The sequence below is a fragment of the Streptomyces sp. MS06 genome, assembly GCF_047200655.1.
Classification (GTDB): domain Bacteria; phylum Actinomycetota; class Actinomycetes; order Streptomycetales; family Streptomycetaceae; genus Streptomyces.
In genome coordinates this window covers 22,021-48,167 of record NZ_JBJZOJ010000039.1, presented here as the reverse complement: position 1 = coordinate 48,167, position 26,147 = coordinate 22,021, and the positions used below count along the sequence as shown (strand labels likewise).

The window sequence follows — 26,147 nt, the reverse complement described above, 5'->3', positions numbered from 1 at the left end:
TCCCACGAACCGAACGAACGGTCGGTAGACGATCCGGCCGAGTCCACGGTCGGATCCGGGCACAGCCCACGGTCGAGGAGACAGCCTCATGGCGACAGCAGCCGCCCACGGGACGGGCCGCACACAGACGGACAGCACATCGGCGCCGCCGGAGCCCGAGGTGGCCGAGACGTACCAGCGCGCCTTCGACGCAGCCGTAGCAGCCGACGAGCGCATCGAGCCACGCGACTGGATGCCGGAGGCCTACCGCGCGACGCTGGTCCGGCAGATCGCCCAGCACGCCCACTCCGAGATCATCGGCATGCAGCCGGAGGCCAACTGGATCACCCGCGCCCCCTCTCTGCGCCGCAAGGCCATCCTGATGGCCAAGGTCCAGGACGAGGCGGGCCACGGCCTGTACCTCTACAGCGCCGCCGAAACCCTCGGCGCCAGCCGCGAAGAGCTGCTCGACAAGCTGCACTCGGGCCGCCAGAAGTACTCCTCGATCTTCAACTACCCCACCCTGACCTGGGCCGACGTGGGCGCGATTGGCTGGCTGGTGGACGGCGCCGCGATCACCAACCAGGTCCCCCTGTGCCGCTGCTCCTACGGCCCGTACGCGCGCGCCATGGTCCGCGTGTGCAAGGAGGAGTCCTTCCACCAGCGCCAGGGCTACGAGCTGCTGCTCGCCCTCAGCCGCGGCACCGCGGAGCAGCACGCGATGGCGCAGGACGCGGTGGACCGCTGGTGGTGGCCGTCCCTGATGATGTTCGGCCCGCCGGACGACGAGTCGGCGCACTCCGCACAGTCGATGGACTGGAAGATCAAGCGCCACTCCAACGACGAGCTGCGCCAGCGCTTCGTCGACATCTGCGTCCCCCAGGCGGAATCCCTCGGCCTGACGCTCCCGGACCCGGAGCTGAAGTGGAACGAGGAGCGGGGACACCACGACTTCGGCCCGATCGACTGGACCGAGTTCCGCGAGGTCCTCAAGGGCAACGGCCCCTGCAACGAGCAGCGGATCACCCAGCGCCGGCGCGCGCACGACGAGGGCGCCTGGGTCAGAGAGGCAGCCGCGGTGTACGCGGCCAAGCACGACGGCCGGGAGACCGGCACCGGCGCCGGTCTGACCGGCAGGACGGGAGCGACACGAGCATGACGACCACCGACTGGCCTCTGTGGGAGGTCTTCGTCCGCTCCCGCCGCGGACTCGCCCACACCCACGCCGGCAGCCTGCACGCCCCGGACGCCGAGATCGCCCTGCGCAACGCGCGCGACCTGTACACCCGCCGCGGCGAAGGCGTCTCCCTGTGGGTCGTCCCCTCCTCCGCGATCACCGCTTCCTCCCCGGACGAGAAGGACCCGTTCTTCGAGCCGGCCGCCGACAAGCCGTACCGGCACCCCACCTTCTACGAGATCCCGGAAGGGGTGAAGCACCTGTGACCGCCACCGTTCCGCCTGCCGCCGCCACGGCGGCCGCACTCGCCCTCGGCGACGACGCCCTGGTGCTCTCCCACCGGCTGGGCGAGTGGATGGGCCATGCTCCGGTGCTGGAGGAGGAGGTCGCCCTCGCCAACATCGCGCTGGACCTGCTGGGCCAGGCCCGCATACTGCTGTCGCTGGCCGGCGACGAGGACGAGCTGGCGTACCTGCGCGAGGAGCGCGCCTTCACCAACCTCCAGCTCGTCGAGCAGCCGAACGGCGACTTCGCCCACACCATCGCCCGCCAGCTGTACTTCTCGACGTACCAGCACCTGCTCTACGCCGAACTGGCCACCGGCGACGGTCCGTTCGCGGCGCTCGCCGCGAAGGCCGTCAACGAGGTGGCGTACCACCGCGACCACGCCGAGCAGTGGACCCTCCGCCTCGGCGACGGCACCGACACCAGCCACGAGCGGATGCAGCACGCCTGTACGGCGCTGTGGCGGTTCACCGGCGAGATGTTCCGGCCCGTCGCGGGTCTGGACGTCGACTGGGCGGCCCTGGAGGCCCGCTGGCTGGAGTCCGTCGGGCAGGTGCTGGACCGGGCCGCCCTCGCCCTTCCCGACGGGCCGCGCACCGGTGCGTGGACGGCCGGTGCGGGACGGGAAGGGCTGCACACCGAGCCCTTCGGGCGGATGATCGCCGAGATGCAGCACCTGCACCGCAGCCACCCGGGGGCCTCATGGTGACGACCACACCGCTGGAGGCGGAGCTGCTGGCGATCGCCGGCTCGGTGCCCGACCCCGAGCTGCCGGTGCTAACTCTCCAGGAGCTGGGCGTCGTGCGCGCCGTCCACGCCCACGGCAGAGACGCGGTCGAGGTCGAACTCACCCCGACCTACACCGCCTGCCCTGCCCTGGAGGCGATGAGCAGCGACATCGAGCGGGCGCTGCGCGAGCACGGCGTACGCGAGGTCACCGTCCGCACCGTGCTCACCCCGCCCTGGTCGACCGACGACATCAGCGCGGAAGGCCGCCGGAAACTCCGGGAGTTCGGCATCGCGCCGCCGCGGACGCGCAGCGCGGCGGGCCCGGTGGCGCTGAGCCTGGGCCCCACGCGCACGCACGCAGGCTCCCCGGCCGCCGCCGAGCACGCCCCGGTCCCCTGCCCGCACTGCGGCTCCGACGACACCGAGTTGCTCAGCCGTTTCTCCTCCACGGCCTGCAAGGCACTGCGCCGCTGCCGGTCCTGCCGTGAACCGTTCGACCACTTCAAGGAGGTGTGATGGCCCGCTTCCACCGGCTTCCCGTGGCCGCTGTCGACCGGCTCACCGAGGATTCCGTCGCGCTCACCCTCGCCGTCCCGGAAGAACTGCGCGCGGACTACCGGCACGCACCCGGGCAGCATCTCGCGCTGCGGCGGGTCGCGGACGGCGCGGAGATACGGCGCACCTACTCGATCTGCTCCCCGGCGCCGGAAGCGGGTTCCGACGGCCCGAGCACACTGCGGGTCGGCGTGCGGCTGGTCGACGGCGGAAGCTTCTCCACGTACGCGCTCAAGGAACTGGCCGCCGGTGACGAGCTGGAGGTGATGACTCCGGCGGGGCGCTTCACCCTCGAGCCGGCGCCCGGACTGTTCGCGGCGGTAGTCGGCGGCAGCGGCATCACCCCCGTGCTGTCGATCATCGCCACACTGCTGGCGCGCGAGCCGAAAGCGCGCTTCTGCCTGATCCGCAGCGACCGGACGGCCGCGTCCACGATGTTTCTGGAGGAGGTCGCCGATCTGAAGGACCGCTACCCGGAACGTCTCCAGCTGGTGACGGTCCTCTCGCGGGAGGAGCAGCAGGCGGGGCTGCCGTCCGGGCGGCTCGACGAGGAGCGGCTGACCGGTCTGCTGCCGGCGCTGCTTCCGGTGGGCGAGGTCACCGGATGGTTCCTGTGCGGGCCGTTCGGGCTGGTGCAGCAGGCCGAACAGGCCCTGAGAGGTCTGGGAGTGGCCCGGTCCCGGATCCACGAGGAGGTCTTCCACGTCGACGCGGCTCCACCCGCGCCCGCGCCCGCCGCGGTGGCGCACAGTGCCGTCACCGCCCGTCTCGACGGCCGCGGCGGCACCTGGCCCGTGCAGGACGGCGAGACGCTTCTGGAGACGGTGCTGCGCAACCGGCCCGACGCGCCCTACGCGTGCAAGGGAGGGGTGTGCGGGACCTGCCGGGCCTTCCTGGTGTCGGGCGAGGTGCGCATGGACCGCAACTTCGCGCTGGAACCGGAGGAGACGGAGGCGGGGTACGTGCTCGCCTGCCAGTCGCATCCGGCGACGGAGACGGTGGAACTGGACTTCGACCGCTAAGCCCCGGCGGGCACCCGCCGGGCATCGACCGGGTGCCCGGCGAAGTCGAGCCCGGCGCCGCCGGAGGCCTGCCGAGATCACGACAGGGCCGTGGTCCGGTCGTGCTCCGCGCGTCCCGCCCGGGTGCGCGCGGAGCCCCGGACAGGTCAGACCACGGTGCCCGGCTGCCCGTCGTCGGTCACCACGGGACGGCCCGAGGCCTGCCATGTCTGCATGCCGCCGTCGACGTTCACCGCGTCGACCCCCTGCTGCACCAGGTACATCGTGACCTGGGCCGAACGACCGCCGGAGCGGCAGATCACATGGACCCGCCCGTCCTGCGGCGCGGCCTCGGTCAGCTCCCCGTACCGGGCCGCGAAGTCGCTCATGGGAATGTGCAGCGCGCCGTCGGCGTGACCCGCCTGCCACTCCTCGTTCTCACGGACGTCCAGCAGGAAGTCGTCGTCCTTGAGGTCGCCGACTCCGACGGTGGGCACACCAGCTCCGAAAACCATGCCCCCGACGCTACCCGACGCCCCGCCGCATCTCCCGCTCCGCCCGCCCCGCGGTCACCCCGGCCCGCACCACCGGAGCCCCTGCTGTCGCGTCGCCCCTACTGCCGTGTCGCCCCTACAGCTGTGTGCCCTACTGCTGCGCGAGCAGGTCGGCGAGCTCCCTCTCGCGTTCGGCGACGTCGGCCAGCAGCTTCTCCGCGATCTCCTCCAGCAGAGCGTCGGGGTCGTCCGGGGCCAGCAGCAGCATGGCGCCGATCGCCCCCTCCTCCAGCTCCCGCTGCAGCGACGTGATCAGGCCTTTGCGCTGGTCCAGCCACTCCAGCCGGGCGTACAGCTCCTCGCCGCGGCTGGGACCCGCCGCCGCCGGCGCCGGCCCGGCGGCCCACTCCTCGGCCAGCGTGCGCAGCTCGTCCTCGTCGCCGCGGGCGTAGGCGGTGTTGACGCGTGTCATGAACTCCGCGCGCCGCTTGCACTCGTCCTCTTCCTGCACGAGGTCGGGGTGGGCCTTGCGGACGAGTTCCCGGTAGAGCCGGCGGGCCTCCTCGCTGGGGCGGACCCGCTGCGGCGGGCGCACCGGCTGATCGGTGAGCATCGCGGAGGCCTCCGGGAACAGGCCGCCTCCGTCCATCCAGCCGTGGAAGAGTTCCTCGACCTCCGGCATCGGCAGCAGCCGGGCCCGCAGCTCCCGAGCCCGTTCCAGATCCTCGGGGTCACCGCTGCGGGCTGCCCTCGCCTCGGCGATCTCCGCGTCCAGCTCCTCGAGCCGGGCGTACATCGGGCCCAGTTTCTGGTGGTGCAGCCGGGAGAAGTTCTCGACCTCGACGCGGAAGGTCTCCACCGCGATCTCGTACTCGATCAGCGCCTGCTCGGCAGCGCGCACGGCCCGTTCGAGCCGCTCCTCGGGTCTGGGCTGCTCAGTCTCCGGGGTCGTCACCCGTCCAGCCTAGGCCACGGCAGGAAGCCCGCCGAGTCCAACCACTCCGCCCGCCGCCCGCCGCCCGCCGCCCGCCGTACCGACCGAAGCGCCGTCCACGGCATCACCCGGGGCACCCCACCCGCCGCACCGTATGCGCCACGCCGCAAGCACCACGCCGCAAGCCCGCGCCGCAAGCGCCGCGCCGCAAGCGCCGCGCCGTAGCCCGCCCCGCCCGGTGCGGGCCCGCGCGGGGCCCGCACCGCGATCCCGCGCGCACCGGGCTCGGAGCACGCGCGGGCCCGGGCTCACACCCCCGTTTCGGCAGGGATCCTCCCCGCGCGCACCGCCGCCAGCAGGTCGGCGTGGTCGGCTTCGGTGCGGTCTGCGTAGGCCACGGCGAAGGACGCCACCGCCTCGTCCAGTTCCTCGTTCTTTCCGCAGTAGCCGGCGATGAGCCGCGGATCGGCACTGTGGGCGTGGGCGCGCGCCAGCAGCGCGCCGGTCATTCGGCCGTAGTCGTCGAGCTGGTCCGCGGCGAGAGCGGCCGGGTCGACACTGCCCTTGCGGTTGCGGAACTGCCGGACCTGGTAGGGGCGGCCGTCGACCGTCGTCCAGCCGAGCAGTATGTCGCTGACGACCTGGATGCGCCGCTGACCCAGCACCACCCGGCGCCCCTCGTGGACGATCTGCGGGATGTCGAAGCCCGCGGTCGCCAGATGCGGCACCAGCGCCGACTTCCGTGCCTCCTTCACCTGGAGCACCAGCGGCTCACCCCGGTGGTCCAGCAGCAGCACGACATAGGACCGGGTGCCCACGCTGCCGGTACCGACGACGCGGAAGGCGACATCGTGCACCGCGTGCCTGGCGAGCAGCGGCAGCATGTCCTCGGAGAGCGTGTCGGCGTAGTCGCCCAGTGCGGCTGCGACGGCCGCGGCCTCCTCGTCGGCCACCCTGCGCAGCACGGGCGGCGCGTCGACGAAGTGCCGCCCGCCGTCCTCGGACGACTCGGTCGACTTGGCCGCGAAACGACCGCTGGTGTTGGCCCGGGCCTTCTCCGACACCCGCTCCAGAGTGCCCAGCAGGTCGTGGGCGTCGGTGTGCGAGACGAGTTCCTCGTCCGCGATCGCGTTCCAGGCGTCCAGCACCGGAAGCCTGGCCAGCAGGCGCATGGTGCGCCGGTACGCTCCGGCGGCGTCCTGCGCGGCCTCCCGGCAGGTGTCCTCGTCGGCGCCGATCTCGCGCCCCGCGAGTACCAGCGAGGCGGCCAGCCGCTTCAGGTCCCATTCCCACGGGCCTGGGACCGTCTCGTCGAAGTCGTTCAGGTCGATGACCAGACCGCCGCGGGCATCGCCGTACAGGCCGAAGTTCGCGGCATGCGCGTCCCCGCAGAGCTGCGCCCGGATCCGGGTCATGGGCGTGCGCGCCAGGTCGAACGCCATCAGTCCGGCCGAGCCGCGCAGGAACGCGAAGGGCGAGGCGGCCATCCGGCCCACCCGTATCGGGGTGAGCGCGGCTATCCGGCCCTGGTTGGACTCCTCCACCGCCGCGGCCGCGTCCGGCCGGGAAGGGTCCGTCTCCAGCTCTGCGTGGGCGCTGCGCGGCACCTGGTGGCGCAGTGCCTTCCCCTCGGCCTTGGGCGAGCCGTCGGCGGGCCACGCGGCGAACCCGCGCACCTGGGGCACGCGAGGCACTCGGGGCATCGCGGGCACGTCACCCGAGCCGTCCCGCACCGCGCTTCCGGACGCGTCGCCACCCACCCGGGACCGTGGTTTCGGCACCGCGGCCCCCGCAGCCCCCACGGCGCCCGAGTCCGCCACGGCCCCCGCGGCCCCCGCTTCCTCCACGGTCTCCCGCCCCGCCGCTTCCGCACCGGCCTCGGTCACACCGACCGCCTCCCCCTCGCCGCTGTACGCGGACTCGCCCGAACTTCCGAACATCAACTCGTGCCGACCGTACAACCGGTCGCGACCCGCCGTCAGACCCTGTGGACAAGTCGCGCCGCGCCCGCAGCGAGCTCCTGCCGTCGGTTGATCGGCCGCGCCGAAACCCCTGTCCGTGGCCGGCTCGCCGGCCACAGACAGGCAGGGTGTGCTCGCCGACCGGGATGCGGCGGGTCCGTTCGGCCGCGGCGGCCGGGAAGACCTCCGGCGAGCTGACGGTGGACCAGCCGCAGGAGTGGTGCTCGCCCACCCACGCCTCGTCCGTGCCGAGAACGTCCGGCCATTCGACGAGGTCCGGGTCGCGCCGGAAAGCGGTGGTCGGGTCCTCGTCGGGGGAGGGGGGAAGCGGGATGAACGCGCCGAAGTGAAGAGGCATCGCCGGCTTCCCGAACGGTTCCACCAGCGACCGTCCGGTGGGCCGGGCGAGCTCCCGGTCGCTCGCAGGCAAGCCGATGCCCGCCGGGAGGTGTCCCGGCGGGCATCGGGTGTTCGGGATCGGGATGGGGACGCGAACCGGTCAGGCGCGCGCTCCGGACGCCCCGGCGGCTGCCCCGCCCTCGGAAGCCCCACCCTCGGCAGCGGGCTTCGGGGCGGGCGGGGCCGGCGGCCTCGGCGCCGTCTTCGGCAGCCACCGCAGCGCCACCGCGGCCGACAGCAGCGCGACGCCGGCGGCGACCAGCATGGTGACCTCCATGCCGGACAGGTAGGCGTCGACGGCCTTGTCGACCAGCGCGGGGGCCTGGTCGCCGAGGTTCGCGGCGTTCACCGCGCGCAGGGTGCCGCCGATCGAGCCGGCGGCCTCTTCACGCAGCTCCGCGGGGAGCACACCGACGGAGCCCTCCATGTCCGAGCGGTACACGACGCCGAGGATGCTGCCGATGACCGCGACGCCCAACGCGCCGGCCAGCTGGCGGACGGTCTGGGACACGGCCTGGCCCGCACCGGCCTTGACCGGCGGCACCACGGACATCAGGGAGGCCGTGGCCGGCGCCATAATGCATCCCCAGCCCAGACCGAAGATCAGCTGCGCGACGACCAGCAGCCGGACGGGCGGGTCCGCGGAGAGCCGGCTGGAGATGACGAAGGACACCGCCATGCCGAGCGAACCGGCGGCGACCACGGCGCGCGGCCCGAACCGGATCATCAGCTCGGGGCTCCGCGCCGACATGACCACCGAGCCGATGCCCATGGGCAGCATCAGCAGACCGGCCCTCAACGGGGAGTAGCCCAGCACCGCCTGGAAATAGAACTGAAGGATGAAGATCGCCCCGATGAGGGCGAAGAAGCAGAGCGCAATGGAACCGGAACCGGCGGCGAAGCGGGCGCTGCGCAGCAGGCTGACGTCCAGCGACGGCGCCGCCATCCGCGCCTCCATCACCACCAGCAGCACCATCAGCACGACACCGCCGACGAGCGGGCCGAGGGTGGCTGCGCTCAGCCACTCGTTCTCCTCGCCGCCCTTCACGATGCCGTAGACCAGCAGACCGACCGCGACGACGGACAGCAGCACGCCGAGCGGATCGAACCTGGCCGGCGCGGGGTTCTTCGACTCGGGGACGAGCCATCCCATCAGCACCAGGCCGACGACCACCAGCGGGGCGTTGATCAGGAAGATCGACCCCCACCAGAACCTGTCCAGGAGCAGTCCGCCGAGCACCGGGCCCACGGCGAAGGCGACACCGGCCGCCGCCGCCCACGCGGCGATGGCCTTCGGACGTTCCATGGGTGGGAAGGCGTTCACGATGACGGCCAGCGTCACGGTCGGCACGACCGCGGCGCCCACGCCCATGATGCTGCGCCAGACGATGAGTTCGGTGATGCTGCCCGCGTACGCCCCGAGCACCGAAGTGACACCGAACACCAGCAGCCCGAGCATCAGGGTCTTCTTCCGCCCGAACCGGTCCGCGCACACGCCGCCGGTGAACAGGAAGGCCGCGAAGGTGATCAGGTAGGAGTCGAGGGACCACTGGAGCTCGGCGTTGGAGGCGTCCAGGCTCTGCTGGATCGGGTTGAGCGCCACGTTGATGATCGTCAGGTCCATGACCACGATCAGTACGGTGATGGCGAGCAGGGCCAGAATCGCCCGGCGGCGCCCGCTGCCCAATTCGGGATTCATACCTGTTCCTCAATCGGGTTCGAATCGGGTTCGAATCGGGTTCGGATCGGGTTCGGGTGGGGTTCGCATCGGCCTGCGGCAGAAGTGCGACGCCCCGGCTTCGCGGTCGCGCGCGGGCACACGGAAGGCGCCGGAGAACGAACAGCCCGACCGGTTCCGTCGAGGAGTGGGACTGGTCGGGCCGTTCACTGAGGAAACGTCACTCGGCCCACGGGAGCGGGATCTTGTCCTCGCTGCCCGGCATCATGGCCTTGCCGCCCACGACCATGGCGACCAGCGCTTGGGCGGGGCCGCCGACCGTCTTCAGCCGCCGCACGGCACCGCCGGGGACGATGATCGCCTGACCGGCCTCGGCATGCCGGGTCCTGCCCTCGACCTCGACCTCGAACTCGCCCGACAGCAGCGTCCAGATCTGCTCGCGGTCGATGATGTGCACCGGCGTGGCCGAGTCTGCGCCGAGTTCCACCCGCCAGGTGCTGACCTCGGTGCTGCCCTGGCTGGGAGCCGCCAGGCCGAACATCGAACCCGCGGGGGTCACGGTCGTCCGCTGCTCGCTCTCGCTGACCACCTGCATGTCACCCTCCTATGTAAAGCATCTTTACTCGTAGCGAGTAAAGTGCCTTTATTCAGGTGTGTCAAGATGAAACGATGGAGACACCTGGCGACCCTCTCGAGCACACCGAGCTCACCTTCCTTCTCGGGATGTCCTTCCAGCTGGTCCTCTCCGAGTTCGTGCGCCGCCTCGATGCCGCCGGGTACGCCGATCTGCGCCCGATGCACGGTCTGGTCTTCCAGGTACTGCACGGCTCCGGCGCGACGAGCAGCGAACTGGCCGAGGAGCTGGGGGTCACCAAGCAGGCCGCCGGCCAGATCATCGACGACCTGGAGAAGCGCGGATACGTCGAGCGCCGGCCGCACCCCGCGGGCGGTCGGCGCAAGCTCGTCGTCCTCACCGACAAGGCGCTCAGGCACCTCTCGGTGGCCGGGCGGATCCTGCACGAACTGGAGGCGCAGCTCGCCAAGCAGCTTCACGAACTCGGGCTGCAACTGCCGCGCGCCGAACTCGCCGCGGTCATCCGCACCCTGGCCGGCGACACGGTCCCTCCGCTGCGCCCCGTCTGGTGACGCTCCCGCCGGCGGTCGCGGGGGAACGGCCGACCGACGCCCCTCCCGGCGCGGCCTCGGCCGGTGCAAGAATGCGGCCCTCGGGCGGAGAAAGTGCAGCGGCTCGGTGTGCCCGGCGTGCTCCGGTGTGCGCACCGACGCTGCGGAGACAGGGGGTAGCCGTGGCCTTGGCCATGTGTCCGTTCTGCTGCGGCGACGAGGACATCGAGGAGGTCCGCACCCTCGACGACGGGCGCCGGCTCATGCGGCACCGGTGCGGCGAGGAGTGGCAGACCGCCGCGCCCCCGGCCCCGGCCCCCGAGCGGCCCCGCACCCGCACCCGCGCCCACGTCGTCCGCACGACCCGGCTGCCGACGGCCGACGACGTCACGCCCGAGTGGCGCAAGCACGCGGACCGGCTGAAGGAGCGCTACCTGGCCCGCCATCCCGGCCTCGCCCCCGGCGTGGCGGAGTACTGGGCGGAGTACCAGCAGGTCTTCTCCCCGGAGGGGCTGCGCACCTGCGACCCCGCGCTCCTCAAGGACTTCGCCAACTCCGTCATCGGAGCACACCCGGGCAACCAGGCCGTGTTCAACTCCGAGTGGAACCGCATGGGCGAGGCCGCGGCAGCGGAGGCAACCCGCAGGACCGTCGGCTACCTCCTGGACGACTCGACCGGCCTGCCTCTCGAGGACCGGCTCCATCATCTGCTGGAAGGCGAAAAGCCGTTCGCCATGAAGGGCTACAAGGAAGCCCTCCTCACCAGGACGCTCTGCATCGTGTACCCCGACCGTTTCCTGGCGATCCTCAAGTACACGACCCCGGCGTACGGCAAGCGCGAGATCGCGCGAGCGGTCTACGGACTGGAACTCCCGGCCCCCGAGTCGGTCGACCGGACCCGCGGTCGGCTCGCCGTCTGGAGCAACGACCTGCTGCGCACCCTCGTCGGCGACGGCTTCGTCGACATGCGGCACGCCGCCGCGTTCCTGTGGTGGGCCAAGGACCTGGCCGGCGCGGACCGGTAGGAGACAGGTCCGGCCCGCACCCCCCGCCCGCGCGGACGCGGGCGCCCGGCCCCGCGGCCGGGCGCCCCCACTCCCTCACCTCACCCGCTCACTCCCCTCTCGCTCCCTCTTCCCCCTCCGCCGCCAGGATGCCGACGCACTCGGCGAGCGCCCGGTGCAACGGGCTGACGAGAGCGGCGAGTTCGGCGTCCGACGCCTTCCCCGCCTCCAGCACGGCACCGACGACCGACAGCAGCACGGCGGCCGACCCCAGGGCGTGCGCGTCGGCGAGCGCCTCCAGCAGACCTCCGGAACGTGCCACCACGAAGGCCTCCTTGCCGGTGGCCGGGTCGACACCGATGCTGCGGGGGACGGCGCGCGCTCATACGGCGGCCCGCCACGGGACGTGGTCCCGGCCCGAAGTGGCCGGCGCCGCCGCCCGGCGCCGCACGCACCGGAGGCGCCGGCGCTCCCGCTCCCGCTCCCGCTCCCACAGGACGACGTACGGCCGGACCACGGGATGACCGTCCGCGGCTGCGATGACGTCCCCCGCGAACGAGCGGGCCGGAGGTGCGGAGGCGGGACCGCACACGGGGACGGGCGCGGGTGGACGAGGAGTGCGAGACGGCGCTGCAGCGGCGCGGTGCACTCCTCGGGAGGGCAGGAAGAGGCTCAGGATCGCGGCCAGTAGGCTGCGCACAGGTCGACTCCCACACAGTCGGCTGAGGCCCCGATGAGGAAGTTGCCGCTTCCTGCCGGGGCCGTTCTGTTGTCGTGGCCCTGCATACCGTGGATAACCCCACGGATGCACGAAAACCCGCGGTCACCCACGCTGAAGCCATGGACCTTGATCGCACGCGTCCGCTGTGGAAGCAGATCGCGGCGGAGATCATCCGACGCATCCAGGCCGGCGTGTACCCGCCGGGCAGCCGGGTGCCGTCCACGCTGGAGATCGCCCAGGAGTTCGGCGTCGTGAACGCGACGGCGGCCAAGGCCATGCGGTACGTGCGGGAAGAGGGTTGGACGCGCGGCGAGGTCGGGCTCGGGACCTTCGTCTCCGATCCCCTGCCACCGTCCGCCGGGGCTCCCGCCCCTCCCGCGTAACCACCGACGGAGGTCTCCCCTCCGGCTCACTCCTGCCGCGTGCGCGGCACTCCGCGGCCCGACCGACGCGCCGGCCCGGTGCGGGCACCGCCCCGGACGCGGGTCCGCCGGACCGCGCCAGGCCGAGCATCTCGGCGCGCAGCCCCGGGACCGTGCCACCACCACCTGAGAGAGTCACCACCACCTGAGAGAGTCATCACACTCCCCCCGCGGGCCCGGACTCCCGCCCCGGCCCTTCGGCAAGGGACCGGTGCTCACTTCCGGCATCGCCCGCTGGATCGCTCGCAGAGCTGCCCGGAGCCCCGGTTGGACCGCGGGCCGGAAACCGAGTACCCGAGCGGATGCGGCCTGAGTATCCCCACGGGTGCGGTGCCCGGCCCGACCGCCTATTTTCCGGCCATGACAGACCGCCCGTCGCCCCCTGCCCGCCGACGACGCGCAACCTCGATCACCCTCCGGGTGCTCGGCGGGATCGCCGTCACGCTGCTGGCTGTCGCAGCGGCGTTCAGCGGGCTCGTCATGCGCCTCGACGGCACCCACTGCGAGATCGTCCTGATGTTCACCTCCCGGTGCGACGCCCTCACGCACCGGACGATTCAACTCCAGTTCGTGGTGACCCTCATCGCCTGGGCCGCGGCCGTCAGCGGGCTCCACCTGCCGCCCGCGCGCGCCACACGCCGCTGCGGGTACGCCACGGCGGCACTGCTCGCGGGCTGGCTGACGGCCCACCTGATCGCCTACCGCTGACACGCGGGCCCTCGCCGACACGGGTGTGGCCCGCCGGCGCGGAACTCCGCACCCGGCTGCGGCCGGCGGAGGAGTTCCGCATCCATGAACTGCGTCACACACGTCCATGAGCTGCGTCACAGTCGAACGGCCCGCGCCCCCGCCCCGGGAGGCGGTACGGAGCCCCGTCGAAGTGTCCGCGCCGGTCCGCCACCACTTGCCCGGACCCCGGCATGTGCGGACGCCGACACGTGGTCGCGCGCGGACGCGACCGACTCGGAAAAACAGAAGACCCCTGTTCAACAGGGGTCTCTGTGAGAGTGCGCGAGGGGGGAGTTGAACCCCCACGCCCTTGCGGGCACTGGAACCTGAATCCAGCGCGTCTGCCTATTCCGCCACCCGCGCATTGGGTGCGTCCTCCGGCTCCGCCCCTTGGGCGCGGCGCCTTCCGACATCCAGAACATTAGCACGCCGGACGGGGTGGGTTCACATCACTTCTTCCCGGCCCGCACCGCCAGACCCGGACCGGCGGACGGTCGGCGCACCACCCGCCCGCCACCGCCCCGCGACGGGTATCCGGCCTGGTCCGCGCCCCGCCACCGCACCCGCCACCGCACCCGCCGCCGCACCCGCCACCGCACCCGCCACCCCCCGGGCCGAGGCTCCCGGCCCTCACGGCGGCACCCCGGCCCGCGCCCCCGGCCTGGCCGCCGCGACAGCCCCGGCCCGGACCCGCGGCACCCTCGCCCGGCCGTTCCCGCCGGGACAGGGCACCCCCGCACGACGCCCCGCCCGAACAGGCCGCGCGCCGGCCCCGCAGCGGCCCCGCACAGGCGCCGCACAGACCGCGACCGGACGGCCCGACCACCACCCCACCACCGCCCCGGCGCCCGCCCCGGCGCCCGCCCCGGCCGCTCCGCGAGCGGGCCCCCGCCGCCCCACCCGCCCCGGCTGTCACACCGTGACAGCACCGCCCCTTCCGCGTATCAACCTCGTACCGGTCCGGCCCCTCCGACCAGCGCGGGGCCCGGTACCCGGGTCAGGTGCGGGACACTGGTCGACAGCCGCCTCTACGATCCATGGCGGAACCGTGTCCCACCGGAACACGGAGGGGAGAATCCGAGGATGCCTCCGCAGGAGAAGCGGGCAGGGGTATCCGAGGAAGACCCGGCAGGTGGCGGCCCGCGTCGACACCGGTCGGGCGGTCCGACAGGGGGAACCAGCCGATTCACCCGCGCGTGGATACGATCAGTAAGCAGTACCAGGCAAGGCAGTGCCCGCAGAGCGGGAAGCAGGGCGGCAGCAACGACGGAGGAGGTGCCCCATGGGAGTCCTGAAGAAGTTCGAGCAGCGTCTCGAAGGCCTGGTCAACGGCACCTTCGCCAAGGTCTTCAAGTCCGAGGTCCAGCCCGTGGAGATCGCCGGAGCGCTCCAGCGGGAGTGCGACAACAACGCCACCATCTGGAACCGCGACCGCACCGTCGTGCCCAACGACTTCATCGTCGAGCTGAGCGCGCCGGACTTCGAGCGCCTCAGCCCGTACTCGGGACAGCTCGGCGACGAACTGGCCGCCATGGTGCGCGACTACGCCAAGCAGCAGCGCTACACCTTCATGGGCTCGATCAAGGTCAACCTGGAGAAGGCGGACGACCTCGACACCGGCCTGTACCGCGTACGCAGCCGCACCCTGGCCTCCTCCAGCAGCCAGCAGGGCCCCGGCGCCCCCGCCGCCCCCGCCGCCGGTCCTCCCCCCGCAGCCGGCGGCCAGCGGCCCGGAGGCTACGGCTACCCGCAGTCCGCGGCGCCCTCCGGAGCGCCCCCCATGCCGTCCGCGCCGCCGCCCGGCTCCCGCCCCGGCGGATACGGCTACCCGCAGCCCACCGCCGGGGGGCGCCCCGCGCCCGCTCCGTCCGCCCCCACCGCGGGCGGGCACACCCGCCACTGGATCGAGATCAACGGCACCCGCCACCAGATCTCCCGCGCGACGCTCGTGCTGGGCCGCAGCACCGAGGCCGACGTGCGGATCGACGACCCCGGCGTCTCCCGCCGGCACTGCGAGATCCGGACCGGAACGCCCTCGACGATCCAGGATCTCGGCTCCACCAACGGCATCGTGGTGGACGGACAGCACACCACCCGCGCTACGCTCCGCGACGGCTCGCGGATCGTCGTGGGCAGCACCACCGTTATCTATAGGCAAGCCGAAGGGTGAAGCGGGGGCAATGTCAGAGCTGACCCTCACGGTCATGCGGCTGGGTTTCCTGGCCGTACTGTGGCTGTTCGTGATCGTGGCCGTGCAGGTCATCCGCAGCGACCTGTTCGGCACGCGGGTCACGCAGCGCGGGGCGCGGCGGGAGGCCGGACGGCAGCAGCAGGCCGGACGCCAGGCGCCACCGCAGCAGCGCCAGCAGTCCGGCGGCGGCCGGCAGCGCCGCAACGCGCCCACCAAGCTCGTCGTGACCGAGGGCACACTGACCGGCACCACCGTCGCCCTCCAGGGGCAGACCATCACCCTGGGCCGGGCGCACGACAGCACGATCGTGCTGGACGACGACTACGCGTCCAGCCGGCACGCCAGGATCTACCCTGACCGGGACGGTCAGTGGATCGTCGAGGACCTCGGCTCCACCAACGGCACCTACCTCGACCGATCGCGCCTGACGGCCCCGCTGCCGATTCCGCCGGGTGCGCCGATCCGCATCGGCAAGACCGTCATCGAGCTGCGGAAGTAGTGCTGCATCATGTGTAGGAGCGAGCGGAGCGAGCACGCAGCGGCGGTCCCCACCGCGGGCCCCGGCGCGCTCCCGACCGGAGGGTGGGCACCGTGCGGATGTACCCGGAGCCGACGGGCGAGGTGCGCATGAGTCTGTCACTGCGCTTCGCCGCCGGATCGCACAAGGGCATGATCCGGGAGGGCAACGAGGACTCCGGGTACGCCGGTCCGCGGCTCCTCGCGATCGCCGACGGCATGGGCGGGCAGGCGGCCGGCGAGGTCGCCTCCTCCGAGGTGATCTCCACCATCGTCGCCCTCGACGACGACGTACCCGGCTCGGACATCCTCACCGCGCTCGGCACGGCCGTGCAGCGCGCCAACGACCAGTTGCGGCAGATGGTCGAGGAGGACCCCTCGCTGGAGGGCATGGGCACCACGCTCACCGCCCTGCTGTGGACCGGTCAGCGGCTCGGCATGGTCCACGTCGGCGACTCCCGCGCCTACCTGCTGCGCGACGGCGTGCTCACCCAGATCACCCAGGACCACACCTGGGTGCAGCGGCTCGTCGACGAGGGCCGCATCACCGAGGAAGAGGCCACCACCCACCCGCAGCGCTCCCTGCTGATGCGCGCCCTCGGCAGCAGCGAACACGTCGAACCCGACCTGTCGATCCGCGAGGTCAGGGCCGGCGACCGCTACCTGATCTGCTCCGACGGCCTGTCCGGCGTCGTCTCCCACCAGACCATGGAGGAGACCCTCGCCAGCTACCAGGGCCCCCAGGAGACCGTGCAGGAGCTGATCCAGCTCGCGCTGCGCGGCGGCGGCCCGGACAACATCACCGTCATCGTCGCCGACGTCCTCGACCTCGACGCCGGGGACACCCTGGCCGCGCAGCTCTCCGACACCCCCGTGGTGGTCGGCGCGGTCGCCGAGAGCCAGCACCAGCCGCACGACCACGGCATCATGCAGACCCCGGCCGGCCGCGCCGCCGGGCTCGGCCGCCAGGTGCCCGGACAGGGCGGCGGGGGCGAGTTCGGCCCGCCCGGTTCCGGCGACACCACCGGCTACGTCCCGGGCGGAAGCTTCGGGGACTACACGGACGAGGACTTCGTCAAGCCCCGCAAGGGCCGCAAGTGGTTCAAGAGAGCGCTCTACACCGCGCTCGCGCTGGCCGTCCTCGGCGGCGGACTGTACGGCGGCTACCGCTGGACGCAGACCCAGTACTACGTCGGCGCCAACGACGACCACGTCGCGCTCTACCGCGGCATCAGCCAGGACCTGGCGTGGCTGTCGCTGTCGAAGGTGCAGAAGGACCACCCCGAGATCGAACTCAAGTACCTGCCGCCCTACCAGCAGACGCAGGTGAAGAACACGATCCCGGCGAACGACCTCGCGGGCGCCCGGAAGAAGGTCGAGGCGCTGTCCGTGCAGGCGTCCGCCTGCCGCAAGGAGGACGAGCGCCTCAAGGCCGAGAACGAGCAGAACGCCCAGACGGGCCAGGACCAGTCCACGAGCGCCGCGGGAACCTCTTCCGCCGCTGTGACGTCCAAGGCATCACCGAGCCCTTCCGCCACAGCGCAGACCCCGACCGCGACACCGTCCCCGACTGCCACCCCCCAGGCCGGCCCCACCCTCTCCGAGGAGGAGCAGAAGGTGGTCTCGCTGTGCGGTAAGCAGCAGTAGGCAAGCCGTGAGAGGCCCTGTCACACGATGAGCAGCACTACGAACCCGCCGACGCACCACACGTCCACGATCGGTGCCATCGGCGCGCCGAGCCGCCGCAACACCGAGCTGGCACTGCTGGTGTTCGCCGTCGCCATCCCGGTCTTCGCCTACGCCAACGTCGGGCTCGCCATCAACGACGAGGTGCCTCCCGGGCTGCTCGGCTACGGACTCGGCCTCGGTCTCCTGGCCGGCGTCGCCCACCTGGTCGTCCGCAAGTTCGCGCCGTACGCCGACCCGCTGCTGCTGCCGCTGGCCACCCTCCTCAACGGCCTCGGCCTGGTCGTCATCTGGCGCCTCGACCAGTCGAAGCTGCTCCAGGCCATCAAGCAGGCCGGCACCGCAGCACCGCGCCAGCTGATGTACACCGCGATGGGCATCGCCCTGTTCATCGTCGTGCTGATCTTCCTCAAGGACCACCGCGTCCTGCAGCGCTACACCTACATCTCCATGCTCGGCGCGCTGTTCCTGCTACTGCTGCCGCTCGTCCCGGGCCTGGGCCAGAACATCTACGGCGCCAAGATCTGGATCTCCGTCGCCGGTTTCTCCATCCAGCCGGGCGAGTTCGCCAAGATCGTGCTCGCGGTGTTCTTCGCCGGCTACCTGATGGTCAAGCGGGACGCGCTCGCGCTCGCCAGCCGCCGTTTCATGGGCCTGTACCTGCCGCGCGGCCGGGACCTGGGACCGATCCTGGTCGTCTGGTTCATGTCGATCCTCATCCTCGTCTTCGAGACCGACCTCGGCACCTCCCTGCTGTTCTTCGGCATGTTCGTGATCATGCTGTACGTGGCGACCGAGCGGACCAGCTGGATCGTCTTCGGCCTGCTGATGTCGGCGGCCGGCGCGGTCGGCGTCGCCAGCTTCGAACCGCACGTCCAGCAGCGCGTCCAGGCCTGGCTCGACCCCATGCACGAGTACCTGCTCAGCCGGAAGGGCGTGGGGGGCCACTCCGAGCAGGCCATGCAGGCGCTGTGGGCGTTCGGCTCCGGCGGCACCCTCGGCTCCGGCCTCGGCCAGGGCCACTCCGACCTCATCCGGTTCGCCGCCAACTCCGACTTCATCCTCGCCACCTTCGGCGAGGAGCTCGGCCTGGCCGGCATCATGGCGCTGCTGCTGATCTACGGGCTGATCGTGGAACGCGGCGTGCGCACCGCCCTCGCCGCCCGCGACCCGTTCGGCAAGCTGCTCGCCGCCGGCCTCTCCGGCGCGTTCGCCCTCCAGGTCTTCGTCGTCGCCGGCGGTGTGATGGGACTCATCCCGCTCACCGGCATGACGATGCCGTTCCTCGCCTACGGCGGCTCCTCCGTGATCGCGAACTGGGCCCTGATCGGCATCCTGATCCGGATCAGCGACACCGCGCGCCGCCCGGCCCCCGCCCCCGCATCCAACCCCGACGCCGAGATGACCCAGGTGGTCCGCCCGTGAACAAGCCCCTGCGCCGGATCGCGATCTTCTGCGGGCTCCTCGTCCTGACCCTGCTGCTGCGCGACAACTGGCTCCAGTACGCCAAGGCCGACTCGCTGGCCACCGACGACCACAACCGCCGCGTCACCATCGCCCGCTACTCCACCCCGCGCGGCAACATCATCGTGGACGGCAAGCCGATCACCGGGTCCACCAAGACCAGTGACAGCGGGCTCAACGACCTCGAGTACAAGCGCACCTACGCCAACGGCCCCATGTGGGCGCCGGTCACCGGCTTCGCCTCGCAGGCCTTCGGCGCCAACCAGCTCGAGAAGATCGACGACGGCATCCTCACCGGCAACGACGACCGGCTGTTCTTCCGCAACACCCTCAACATGGTCACCGGCAAGGAGAAGCAGGGCGGCAACGTCGTCACCACGCTCAGCTCCGCCGCCCAGAAGGCCGCCTACGACGGACTGAAGAAGCAGGGCGGCAAGGGCGCCGTCGTCGCCCTCGACCCGTCCACCGGAAAGATCCTCGCGCTGGCGTCGTACCCGTCGTACGACCCGTCCTCGTTCGCCGGCACCTCCAACGCCGACTCCAAGGCCTGGAACAGCCTCCTGAAGGAGAACAACCCCAAGGACCCGATGCTGAACCGGGCCCTGCGCGAGACGTACCCGCCCGGCTCCACCTTCAAGGTGGTCACCGCCGCGGCGGCGCTGGAGAACGACCTCTACCCGGACGCCGACACCAAGACCGACTCGCCCCAGCCGTGGATCATGCCCGGAACCACCACCGAGCTGAAGAACGAGGGCAGCATCCGCTGCAAGAACGTCGACATGCGCGAGGCGCTGCGGATCTCCTGCAACACCGTCTTCGGCAAGATGGGCGCCCAGCTCGGCCAGGACAAGATGCGCGCGGAGGCGGAGAAGTTCGGCTTCAACGCCGAGCAGTTCACCCCGGTCCGCTCCAGCGCCTCGGTGTTCTCCAAGGACCTCAACCCCTCGCAGACCGCGCTGTCCTCCATCGGCCAGTACAACACCGCCGCCACCCCGCTGCAGATGGCCATGGTCGCCTCGGCGGTCGCCAACGACGGCAAGCTGATGAAGCCGTACATGGTCGACACGCTGCAGTCCCCCGGTCTCGACCCGGTCGCCAAGACCGAGCCGGAGGAGCTGAGCCGGCCGATGTCGCCGAGGAACGCGCAGATCCTCCAGTCGATGATGGAGACCGTCGTCAAGGAGGGCACCGGAACCAACGCGCAGATCCCCGGCGTCAAGGTGGGTGGCAAGACGGGCACCGCCCAGCACGGCATCAAGAACAGCGAGAACCCCTACGCCTGGTTCATCTCCTACGCGAAGCTCCCCGACGGCAGCTCGCCGGTCGCGGTCGCGGTGGTCATCGAGGACGAGAACGCCAACCGCGACGACATCTCCGGCGGCGGCCTCGCGGCGCCGATCGCCAAGAGCGTGATGGAGGCGGTCATCAAGACCAAGAAGTGACCATCGTCACGTCACCTACACATCACCGCACGTTGCGGTACCGGTCCTGTATCGGGTGACGGGCTCGGCCAGGTCACAACAGCGGAGCCGGGTACGGTATGCCCGGACAGCAGCCTCCGGCCGCACCAGCGTGCCGGTCGGGACCGATGGAGAGGGCTGGTAGGTAGCTATGGAGGAGCCGCGTCGCCTCGGCGGCCGGTACGAGCTGGGCCAGGTGCTCGGCCGTGGTGGCATGGCCGAGGTGTACCTCGCCCACGACACCCGGCTCGGCCGCACCGTGGCGGTGAAGACGCTGCGCGCGGATCTCGCACGCGACCCCACCTTCCAGGCCCGGTTCCGCCGGGAGGCCCAGTCGGCCGCCTCGCTCAACCACCCCGCGATCGTCGCGGTCTACGACACGGGCGAGGACTACATCGACGGGGTCTCGATCCCGTACATCGTCATGGAGTACGTCGACGGCTCCACGCTGCGCGAGCTGCTGCACTCGGGCCGCAAGCTGCTGCCCGAGCGCGCCATGGAGATGACCGTCGGCATCCTCCAGGGCCTGGAGTACGCGCACCGCAACGGCATCGTGCACCGCGACATCAAGCCGGCCAACGTCATGCTCACCCGCAACGGCCAGGTCAAGGTGATGGACTTCGGCATCGCCCGCGCCATGGGCGACTCCGGTATGACGATGACGCAGACCGCGGCCGTCATCGGCACCGCCCAGTACCTCTCCCCCGAGCAGGCCAAGGGCGAGCAGGTGGACGCCCGCTCGGACCTGTACTCCACGGGCTGCCTGCTCTACGAGCTGCTGACGGTCCGCCCGCCGTTCGTCGGCGACTCCCCGGTCGCGGTCGCCTACCAGCACGTCCGCGAGGACCCGCAGCCGCCGAGCGTCTTCGACCCGGAGATCACGCCCGGGATGGACGCGATCGTGCTGCGGGCGCTGGTGAAGGACCCGAACTACCGCTACCAGTCGGCCGACGAGATGCGCGCCGACATCGAGGCCTGCCTCGACGGCCAGCCGGTCGGCGCCACCGCGGCGATGGGCTCGGTCGGCTACGGCGGCGGCTACCCCGACGACCAGCCGACCACCGCGCTGCGCTCCGAGCCCGGAGCGGGCGCCACCACCATGCTGCCGCCGATGAACCCGGACGACGGCGGCTACGGCTACGACGACCGCCCCGACCGGCGCCGCCAGCGGAAGAACAACACCTCGACGATCCTGCTGGCCGTCGCGGCCGTGCTGGTCCTGATCGGCGCGATCCTGATCGGGAAGTGGGCGGTCGGCGGCAACGGAGGCGTCGGCAACGGCACCGTTGCGGTGCCGCAGTTCGTGGGCAAGAGCGAGGCCGACGCGCAGAAGCAGGCCGCCAACTCCGACCTGAAGCTGAACGTCACCCGCAAGCCGTGCGAGGACCAGGCCAAGGGCGACGTCTGCTCGCAGGACCCCGCGTTCAAGAAGGAAGTCGACAAGGGCACCACGGTCAACGTGGTCGTGTCCACCGGAGCCCCCCAGGTCGACGTGCTGGACGTCAAGGGCCTGGACTTCGACAAGGCGAGGTCCGACCTGGAGGCGAAGGGCTTCAAGGTCGAGAGGAAGACCGAGGAGTCCGACCGGACCCCGAACGTCGTCATCGACCAGGACCCCAAGGGCGGCACCGAACGCGACAAGGGCTCGACGGTCACCCTGACGGTGGCCGTGGCTCCGGCCCAGGTCCCCGTCCCCGACCTGTCGGGCAAGACCCCGCAGCAGGCGCAGGACCTCCTGGAGCAGGCGGGCCTGAAGCTCGGCAGCACGCAGGAGGAGGAGTCCGACGCCCAGCCCGACGGCACCGTCTTCTGGCAGAGCTTCCAGCCGGACCAGAAGGTCGACCCCGGCACCACCGTCAACGTGAAGGTCGCCAAGGCCGCGCAGAAGGCGAGGATGCCGAAGGTCAAGGGCGGCACGCTGGCGGTCGCCCGGCAGAAGCTGGCACAGCGCGGCTTCACCAACGTCCAGGTGGCGCCGGGCAACCCCGGCGACGACAACGCCATCGTCACCGGCCAGAACCCCCAGCCCGGGGACGAGTTCGACGACCCGGCGAACACCCCGGTCGTGCTGAACACGATCAGCTTCGGCGGGAACAACAACGGCGGCGGCATCTTCGGCGGCGCCTCGGGCTGACCGGCGGCGCCGGTCCCGGTCCCGGACGACGAGAGGGCCCCGCAGGGTGCGACTCCCTGCGGGGCCCTCTCGCGTCGCTCCCGGTTCCCGGGGGTGTCGTTCGTTCCGCCGCTACCGGCGTCGCCCCCCGGGGTGGTCCGCGTCGCCCCCCCCGGGGTGGTCCGCGTCGCCCCCCGGGGTTTCTCAGCGGTGCTCCCCGGGCGGCGGTTTCCCGGGGCCCGCGGTCGCGGATCGCCGGGGGGTCAGCGCAGTTCCTTCGGCGGTGTCCGGGCGCCGTCCACCTTCTCCACCCGGTCCAGCTCCCCCCACACCACGTACCGGTAGCGGCTCGTGTAGACGGGGGTGCAGGTGGTCAGGGTGATGTAGTGGCCGGCCTCGCTGCGGCCGGACTCCCGGGGGATCCGGTCGATGACGTCGACGTTGTACTTCGAGGTCTCCGGCAGGATCGCGTAGACCTTGTAGACGTACCACCGGTCCTTCGTCTCGAAGACGATCGGGTCGCCCTTCTCCAGCCTGTCGATGTTGTGGAACTTCGCGCCGTGGCCGTCGCGGTGGGCGGCGAGGGTGAAGTTGCCCTTCTTGCCCGAGGTGGGCAGCACCGCCTTGACCGGCTCGGTGTAGTACCCGGCGACACCGTCGTTGAGGACCGCCGCCGAGGTGCCCTTCTCGACCAGGACCTCGCCGCCGCCCATCGCGGGGACGTGCAGGAAGCCGATGCCCTTGCCGGTGTCCAGCGCCCCGGGACCGGTGGCCTTGCCGCTGCCGTCCGAGCCGGCTCCCCCGCCGGTGCCGCCGCCCTGGGCCCACTGCCGTCGCACCTTGTCCGCCTGCCGGTCGGCGGCGCGGTCGGCGATGACGTTCGTCCACCACAGCGAGTAGACGACGAACAGGCCGAGCACCAGGCCGACGGTGATGAGGAGTTCCCCGAGGAGGCTCACCGCCGCCGCGATCCCGCCCCCGGAGCCGCCGCGCCCGCGCCGGTGCGGGCGGGTGGCGGCGCGGGCGGGGTCGGAGTGCTCTGCGGTGTCGTCGGCGGTCGCTGCCACTGTGTCCTCTGCCTCTAGCCCTTAACTGACGAGCGCATCCGGCTTGCCCTTGCTGCGCGGCCGTTCCTCGACCATCTTGCCCCAGACGATCAAGCGGTACTTGCTGGTGAACTCCGGCGTACAGGTGGTGAGGGTGATGTAGCGGCCGGGAGCGGTGAATCCGGACCCCTTGGGGATCGGGTTCAGCACCGCCGTGTTGCTGGGCGGCGTCATCGGGAGCGTCGACGTCACCTTGTAGACGTAGTACGTGTCCTGCGTCTCGACGACGACCGGGTCGCCGGGCTTGAGCCGGTTGATGTAGCGGAACGGTTCGCCGTGGGTGTTGCGGTGGCCCGCGAGCCCGAAGTTGCCCGTCTTCGCGTCGGGCATCGCCGTCTTGATCGAGCCCTCGCCGTAGTGGCCGACCATGCCCTTGTCGAGGACCCGGTGCTTGCTGGTGCCCTCGGCGATCGGCACCACCACGTCCAGCTTCGGTATGTGCAGGATGGCGAAGCCCTGACCGGGCTGGAAGGTGCCCGGGTTGCGCTTGCCGTCCGCCCAGTCCTGCTGGAGGTTGCTGGCCTCCTTGCCGGCCTGCGCGTGCGCCCGCACGTTGGTCCACCAGAGCTGGTAGGTGACGAACAGGAGCATCAGCACACCGATGGTGATGAACACCTCGCCGATGGCCCGGCTGGCCACGACGGCCGGACCGGGCTTGCGCGCCCGGGCCAGCCGGCGGGCCTCCACCCGGGACAGCGGGGCCCGCGGCGCCTGCTGCTCCGCACCCGCGTCCCGCGCGGCCCCGGCCGGCAGGCCCCCGGTCCGCCGGCTCCCGGCCTGCGCGGCAGCGCCGCCGCGACGCCCGCGACGGCGCTTGGCGGCCTTTCTGCGGGCCGCGCGACCGCCGGGCGCGGGCGAGGTGCCTCCAGAGGCTGCGGAGGCCTCTGAGGCGTAGCTACGGCTTCCGACGTACCCGGGGATGCGCAGGGCGACCGTCGCGTCGTCGCCCGGCACGTACCCGCCGGAGCCTCCCGTGTCGCGGTCGTCCCCCGGCACGGCCCGTCCGTCGTCACCCTCCCGGTGGTGCCCCTCGCCTCCCCGCGCGTCCGTGCCGGAGGGCCGCTCCTCGAACGTGCCGGACTCCCCGTACCCGCCGGACCCCTCGTACGTGCCCCCGTGCCCGCCCCCGTACGCACCGGCGCCGCCGCGCGTGCCGGGCCCCCCGTACCCGCCGGACTCCCCGTACGCCTGCTGCCCGTACGAGGAGTCCGACTCGCGCTCGGGGCGCAGCGCGGTCACGCCGTGGCCCTGCCCACCACCGGGGCGAGCCCCGCCGACCTCGCCACGGCGCCGCGGTCGCCGCACTCCTCCAGCCAGTTGGCCAGCATGCGGTGCCCGTGCTCGGTCAGCACCGACTCGGGGTGGAACTGGACGCCCTCCACCGGCAGCTCGCGGTGGCGCAGCCCCATGATGATCCCGTCCTGGGTGCGTGCCGTGACCTCCAGCTCGGCCGGGACGGTCAGCGGCTCCGCGGCCAGCGAGTGGTAGCGGGTCGCGGTGAAGGGGGAGGGCAGGCCGGCGAAGACGCCCCGCCCGCCGTGCTCGACCAGGGAGGTCTTGCCGTGCAGCAGCTCGGGCGCACGGTCCACGACGCCGCCGTAGGCCACCTGCATCGACTGCATGCCGAGGCACACGCCGAAGACCGGGACCCCGCTGGCCGCGCAGTGGCGGACCATGTCGACACAGACGCCCGCCTGCTCCGGCTTGCCCGGGCCCGGGGAGAGCAGGACGCCGTCGAAGCCGTCGTTCGCGTGCGCCGTCGACACCTCGTCGTTGCGCAGCACCTCGCACTCGGCGCCGAGCTGGTAGAGGTACTGGACCAGGTTGAAGACGAAGCTGTCGTAGTTGTCGACGACGAGGATGCGCGCGCTCACTGGTTGTCCACCGTCACATCGTTGAAGGGAAGCAGCGGTTCGGCCCACGGGAAGACGTACTGGAAGAGGACGTAGACCACGGCCAGGACCAGCACGATCGAGATCAGCACCCGCAGCCACGCGTTTCCCGGCAGATGCCGCCAGATCCAGCCGTACATGCCGTCCCTTCCGTCGCTCACGGCACCGGACTCACGCCGTACCGCCACCAGACTAACGGCGCGGCACCTCCGGTTCGCCTGCGTCCAGCAGGCTGGGTGGAGGCCGCGTGCGCCCGGTCGGCCGACGTCCGCGGCCCCGTTCCGGGGCGCGGGTGGTCAGCACGGAGCAGCGGCCCGGAGCCCCGCACCCCGGTGTACGTGCCACAGCCTCGATCACCTCAATGTCCGCGGGCACGGTCTTGAACGGGCTTTTGTCGAGCCGATACGTGAACCGGGCGGTCCCGGAGCCTGCACCGGGCGATCCGCGGATGAGCACCGGGCGGTCCCGCAAGTGAGGAGCATCGCGTCGGCGCACCGAGTCGGCGCACCGTGTCGCCGCGCCGCGG

The 26,147-nt window shown here is 71.9% G+C and carries 25 protein-coding genes, 1 tRNA gene and 1 pseudogene; 15 read left to right on the top strand and 12 right to left on the bottom strand.

Annotation, left to right across the window (positions count from 1 at the left end; genetic code table 11):
• The first annotated feature begins 88 nt into the window (after positions 1 to 88).
• Genes paaA through ACL02U_RS21135 form a run of 5 tightly spaced genes read left to right on the top strand, consistent with a single transcriptional unit; the run spans position 89 to position 3,747 of the window.
• Complete coding sequence (paaA, locus tag ACL02U_RS21155; protein WP_412792438.1) at positions 89 to 1,138, top strand: 1,2-phenylacetyl-CoA epoxidase subunit PaaA; 1,050 nt, start codon at positions 89 to 91, stop codon at positions 1,136 to 1,138.
• Positions 1,135 to 1,422: a 1,2-phenylacetyl-CoA epoxidase subunit PaaB gene (gene paaB, locus ACL02U_RS21150; protein ID WP_412792437.1), complete on the top strand. Its 288-nt coding sequence runs from the start codon at positions 1,135 to 1,137 to the stop codon at positions 1,420 to 1,422. The genes paaA and paaB overlap by 4 nt, the downstream gene beginning before the upstream one ends.
• Positions 1,419 to 2,150 (top strand): 1,2-phenylacetyl-CoA epoxidase subunit PaaC, encoded by a 732-nt coding sequence (gene paaC, locus ACL02U_RS21145; RefSeq protein ID WP_412792436.1) that lies wholly within the window; start codon positions 1,419 to 1,421, stop codon positions 2,148 to 2,150. Before paaB ends, paaC begins: the two co-directional genes overlap by 4 nt.
• On the top strand, positions 2,144 to 2,686 hold the full coding sequence (paaD, locus tag ACL02U_RS21140; protein ID WP_412792435.1) for a 1,2-phenylacetyl-CoA epoxidase subunit PaaD: 543 nt from the start codon (positions 2,144 to 2,146) through the stop codon (positions 2,684 to 2,686). The genes paaC and paaD overlap by 7 nt, the downstream gene beginning before the upstream one ends.
• Entirely contained in the window at positions 2,686 to 3,747 is a 1,062-nt protein-coding gene (locus ACL02U_RS21135) for a 2Fe-2S iron-sulfur cluster-binding protein (RefSeq protein ID WP_412792434.1), read from the top strand. Before paaD ends, ACL02U_RS21135 begins: the two co-directional genes overlap by 1 nt.
• 146 nt (positions 3,748 to 3,893) lie before the next feature.
• On the opposite strand, the gene ACL02U_RS21130 is transcribed toward ACL02U_RS21135, so the two are convergent.
• The 6 genes and pseudogenes from ACL02U_RS21130 to ACL02U_RS21105 form a co-directional block, all read right to left on the bottom strand.
• Positions 3,894 to 4,223: a rhodanese-like domain-containing protein gene (locus tag ACL02U_RS21130; protein ID WP_412792456.1), complete on the bottom strand. Its 330-nt coding sequence runs from the start codon at positions 4,221 to 4,223 to the stop codon at positions 3,894 to 3,896.
• Between the two features lie 148 nt (positions 4,224 to 4,371).
• Positions 4,372 to 5,175: a hypothetical protein gene (locus tag ACL02U_RS21125; RefSeq protein ID WP_412792433.1), complete on the bottom strand. Its 804-nt coding sequence runs from the start codon at positions 5,173 to 5,175 to the stop codon at positions 4,372 to 4,374.
• 287 nt (positions 5,176 to 5,462) lie between these two features.
• Complete coding sequence (locus ACL02U_RS21120) at positions 5,463 to 7,094, bottom strand: DUF2252 domain-containing protein (protein ID WP_412792432.1); 1,632 nt, start codon at positions 7,092 to 7,094, stop codon at positions 5,463 to 5,465.
• Between the two features lie 166 nt (positions 7,095 to 7,260).
• Positions 7,261 to 7,473: pseudogene (locus ACL02U_RS21115) on the bottom strand (LLM class flavin-dependent oxidoreductase); the annotation flags it as partial.
• A gap of 141 nt (positions 7,474 to 7,614) precedes the next feature.
• Positions 7,615 to 9,213: an MFS transporter gene (locus ACL02U_RS21110; RefSeq protein WP_412792431.1), complete on the bottom strand. Its 1,599-nt coding sequence runs from the start codon at positions 9,211 to 9,213 to the stop codon at positions 7,615 to 7,617.
• Positions 9,214 to 9,412: 199 nt separating this feature from the next.
• Positions 9,413 to 9,787, bottom strand: coding sequence for a cupin domain-containing protein (locus ACL02U_RS21105; RefSeq protein ID WP_412792430.1), 375 nt, complete (start codon positions 9,785 to 9,787; stop codon positions 9,413 to 9,415).
• A 74-nt stretch (positions 9,788 to 9,861) separates the two neighbouring features.
• On the opposite strand from ACL02U_RS21105, the gene ACL02U_RS21100 reads away from it, so the two are divergent.
• Both ACL02U_RS21100 and ACL02U_RS21095 read left to right on the top strand, forming a co-directional pair.
• Positions 9,862 to 10,338: a MarR family winged helix-turn-helix transcriptional regulator gene (locus tag ACL02U_RS21100; protein ID WP_412792429.1), complete on the top strand. Its 477-nt coding sequence runs from the start codon at positions 9,862 to 9,864 to the stop codon at positions 10,336 to 10,338.
• A gap of 161 nt (positions 10,339 to 10,499) precedes the next feature.
• Positions 10,500 to 11,342, top strand: coding sequence for a hypothetical protein (locus ACL02U_RS21095; protein WP_412792428.1), 843 nt, complete (start codon positions 10,500 to 10,502; stop codon positions 11,340 to 11,342).
• Between the two features lie 88 nt (positions 11,343 to 11,430).
• On the opposite strand, the gene ACL02U_RS21090 is transcribed toward ACL02U_RS21095, so the two are convergent.
• Positions 11,431 to 11,643: a hypothetical protein gene (locus tag ACL02U_RS21090; RefSeq protein ID WP_412792427.1), complete on the bottom strand. Its 213-nt coding sequence runs from the start codon at positions 11,641 to 11,643 to the stop codon at positions 11,431 to 11,433.
• A 518-nt stretch (positions 11,644 to 12,161) separates the two neighbouring features.
• On the opposite strand from ACL02U_RS21090, the gene ACL02U_RS21085 reads away from it, so the two are divergent.
• Both ACL02U_RS21085 and ACL02U_RS21080 read left to right on the top strand, forming a co-directional pair.
• Positions 12,162 to 12,425 carry a GntR family transcriptional regulator gene (locus ACL02U_RS21085; RefSeq protein WP_412792426.1) on the top strand — a complete coding sequence of 88 codons (264 nt, stop codon included), beginning with the start codon at positions 12,162 to 12,164 and terminating at the stop codon, positions 12,423 to 12,425.
• Between the two features lie 399 nt (positions 12,426 to 12,824).
• Positions 12,825 to 13,172 carry a hypothetical protein gene (locus ACL02U_RS21080; protein WP_412792425.1) on the top strand — a complete coding sequence of 116 codons (348 nt, stop codon included), beginning with the start codon at positions 12,825 to 12,827 and terminating at the stop codon, positions 13,170 to 13,172.
• Between the two features lie 300 nt (positions 13,173 to 13,472).
• Here the strand turns inward: ACL02U_RS21080 and ACL02U_RS21075 are convergent.
• A tRNA-Leu gene (locus ACL02U_RS21075) sits at positions 13,473 to 13,556 on the bottom strand.
• A 919-nt stretch (positions 13,557 to 14,475) separates the two neighbouring features.
• Between ACL02U_RS21075 and ACL02U_RS21070 the strand changes: the two genes are divergently transcribed.
• From ACL02U_RS21070 to pknB, 6 genes are all read left to right on the top strand, one after another.
• On the top strand, positions 14,476 to 15,363 hold the full coding sequence (locus tag ACL02U_RS21070) for an FhaA domain-containing protein (protein ID WP_412792424.1): 888 nt from the start codon (positions 14,476 to 14,478) through the stop codon (positions 15,361 to 15,363).
• Between the two features lie 10 nt (positions 15,364 to 15,373).
• A complete protein-coding gene (locus tag ACL02U_RS21065; protein WP_412792423.1) occupies positions 15,374 to 15,883 on the top strand; it encodes an FHA domain-containing protein in 510 nt (169 codons plus the stop codon).
• A gap of 98 nt (positions 15,884 to 15,981) precedes the next feature.
• A complete protein-coding gene (locus tag ACL02U_RS21060) occupies positions 15,982 to 17,547 on the top strand; it encodes a Stp1/IreP family PP2C-type Ser/Thr phosphatase (protein WP_412792455.1) in 1,566 nt (521 codons plus the stop codon).
• 27 nt (positions 17,548 to 17,574) lie between these two features.
• Positions 17,575 to 19,011 (top strand): FtsW/RodA/SpoVE family cell cycle protein, encoded by a 1,437-nt coding sequence (locus ACL02U_RS21055; RefSeq protein ID WP_412792422.1) that lies wholly within the window; start codon positions 17,575 to 17,577, stop codon positions 19,009 to 19,011.
• Positions 19,008 to 20,492, top strand: a complete 1,485-nt coding sequence (locus ACL02U_RS21050) for a peptidoglycan D,D-transpeptidase FtsI family protein (protein WP_412792421.1) — start codon at positions 19,008 to 19,010, stop codon at positions 20,490 to 20,492. Before ACL02U_RS21055 ends, ACL02U_RS21050 begins: the two co-directional genes overlap by 4 nt.
• A 169-nt stretch (positions 20,493 to 20,661) precedes the next feature.
• Positions 20,662 to 22,644, top strand: a complete 1,983-nt coding sequence (pknB, locus tag ACL02U_RS21045; protein WP_412792420.1) for a Stk1 family PASTA domain-containing Ser/Thr kinase — start codon at positions 20,662 to 20,664, stop codon at positions 22,642 to 22,644.
• Positions 22,645 to 22,886: 242 nt separating this feature from the next.
• Here pknB and ACL02U_RS21040 read toward each other — a convergent pair whose 3' ends face one another.
• Genes ACL02U_RS21040 through ACL02U_RS21025 form a run of 4 tightly spaced genes read right to left on the bottom strand, consistent with a single transcriptional unit; the run spans position 22,887 to position 25,782 of the window.
• Positions 22,887 to 23,690 (bottom strand): class E sortase, encoded by an 804-nt coding sequence (locus ACL02U_RS21040; protein ID WP_412792419.1) that lies wholly within the window; start codon positions 23,688 to 23,690, stop codon positions 22,887 to 22,889.
• Between the two features lie 21 nt (positions 23,691 to 23,711).
• A complete protein-coding gene (locus ACL02U_RS21035; protein ID WP_412792418.1) occupies positions 23,712 to 24,968 on the bottom strand; it encodes a class E sortase in 1,257 nt (418 codons plus the stop codon).
• Positions 24,965 to 25,603: an aminodeoxychorismate/anthranilate synthase component II gene (locus ACL02U_RS21030; RefSeq protein WP_412792417.1), complete on the bottom strand. Its 639-nt coding sequence runs from the start codon at positions 25,601 to 25,603 to the stop codon at positions 24,965 to 24,967. Before ACL02U_RS21030 ends, ACL02U_RS21035 begins: the two co-directional genes overlap by 4 nt.
• Entirely contained in the window at positions 25,600 to 25,782 is a 183-nt protein-coding gene (locus tag ACL02U_RS21025; RefSeq protein WP_412792458.1) for a hypothetical protein, read from the bottom strand. Before ACL02U_RS21025 ends, ACL02U_RS21030 begins: the two co-directional genes overlap by 4 nt.
• Positions 25,783 to 26,147: the final 365 nt, after the last annotated feature.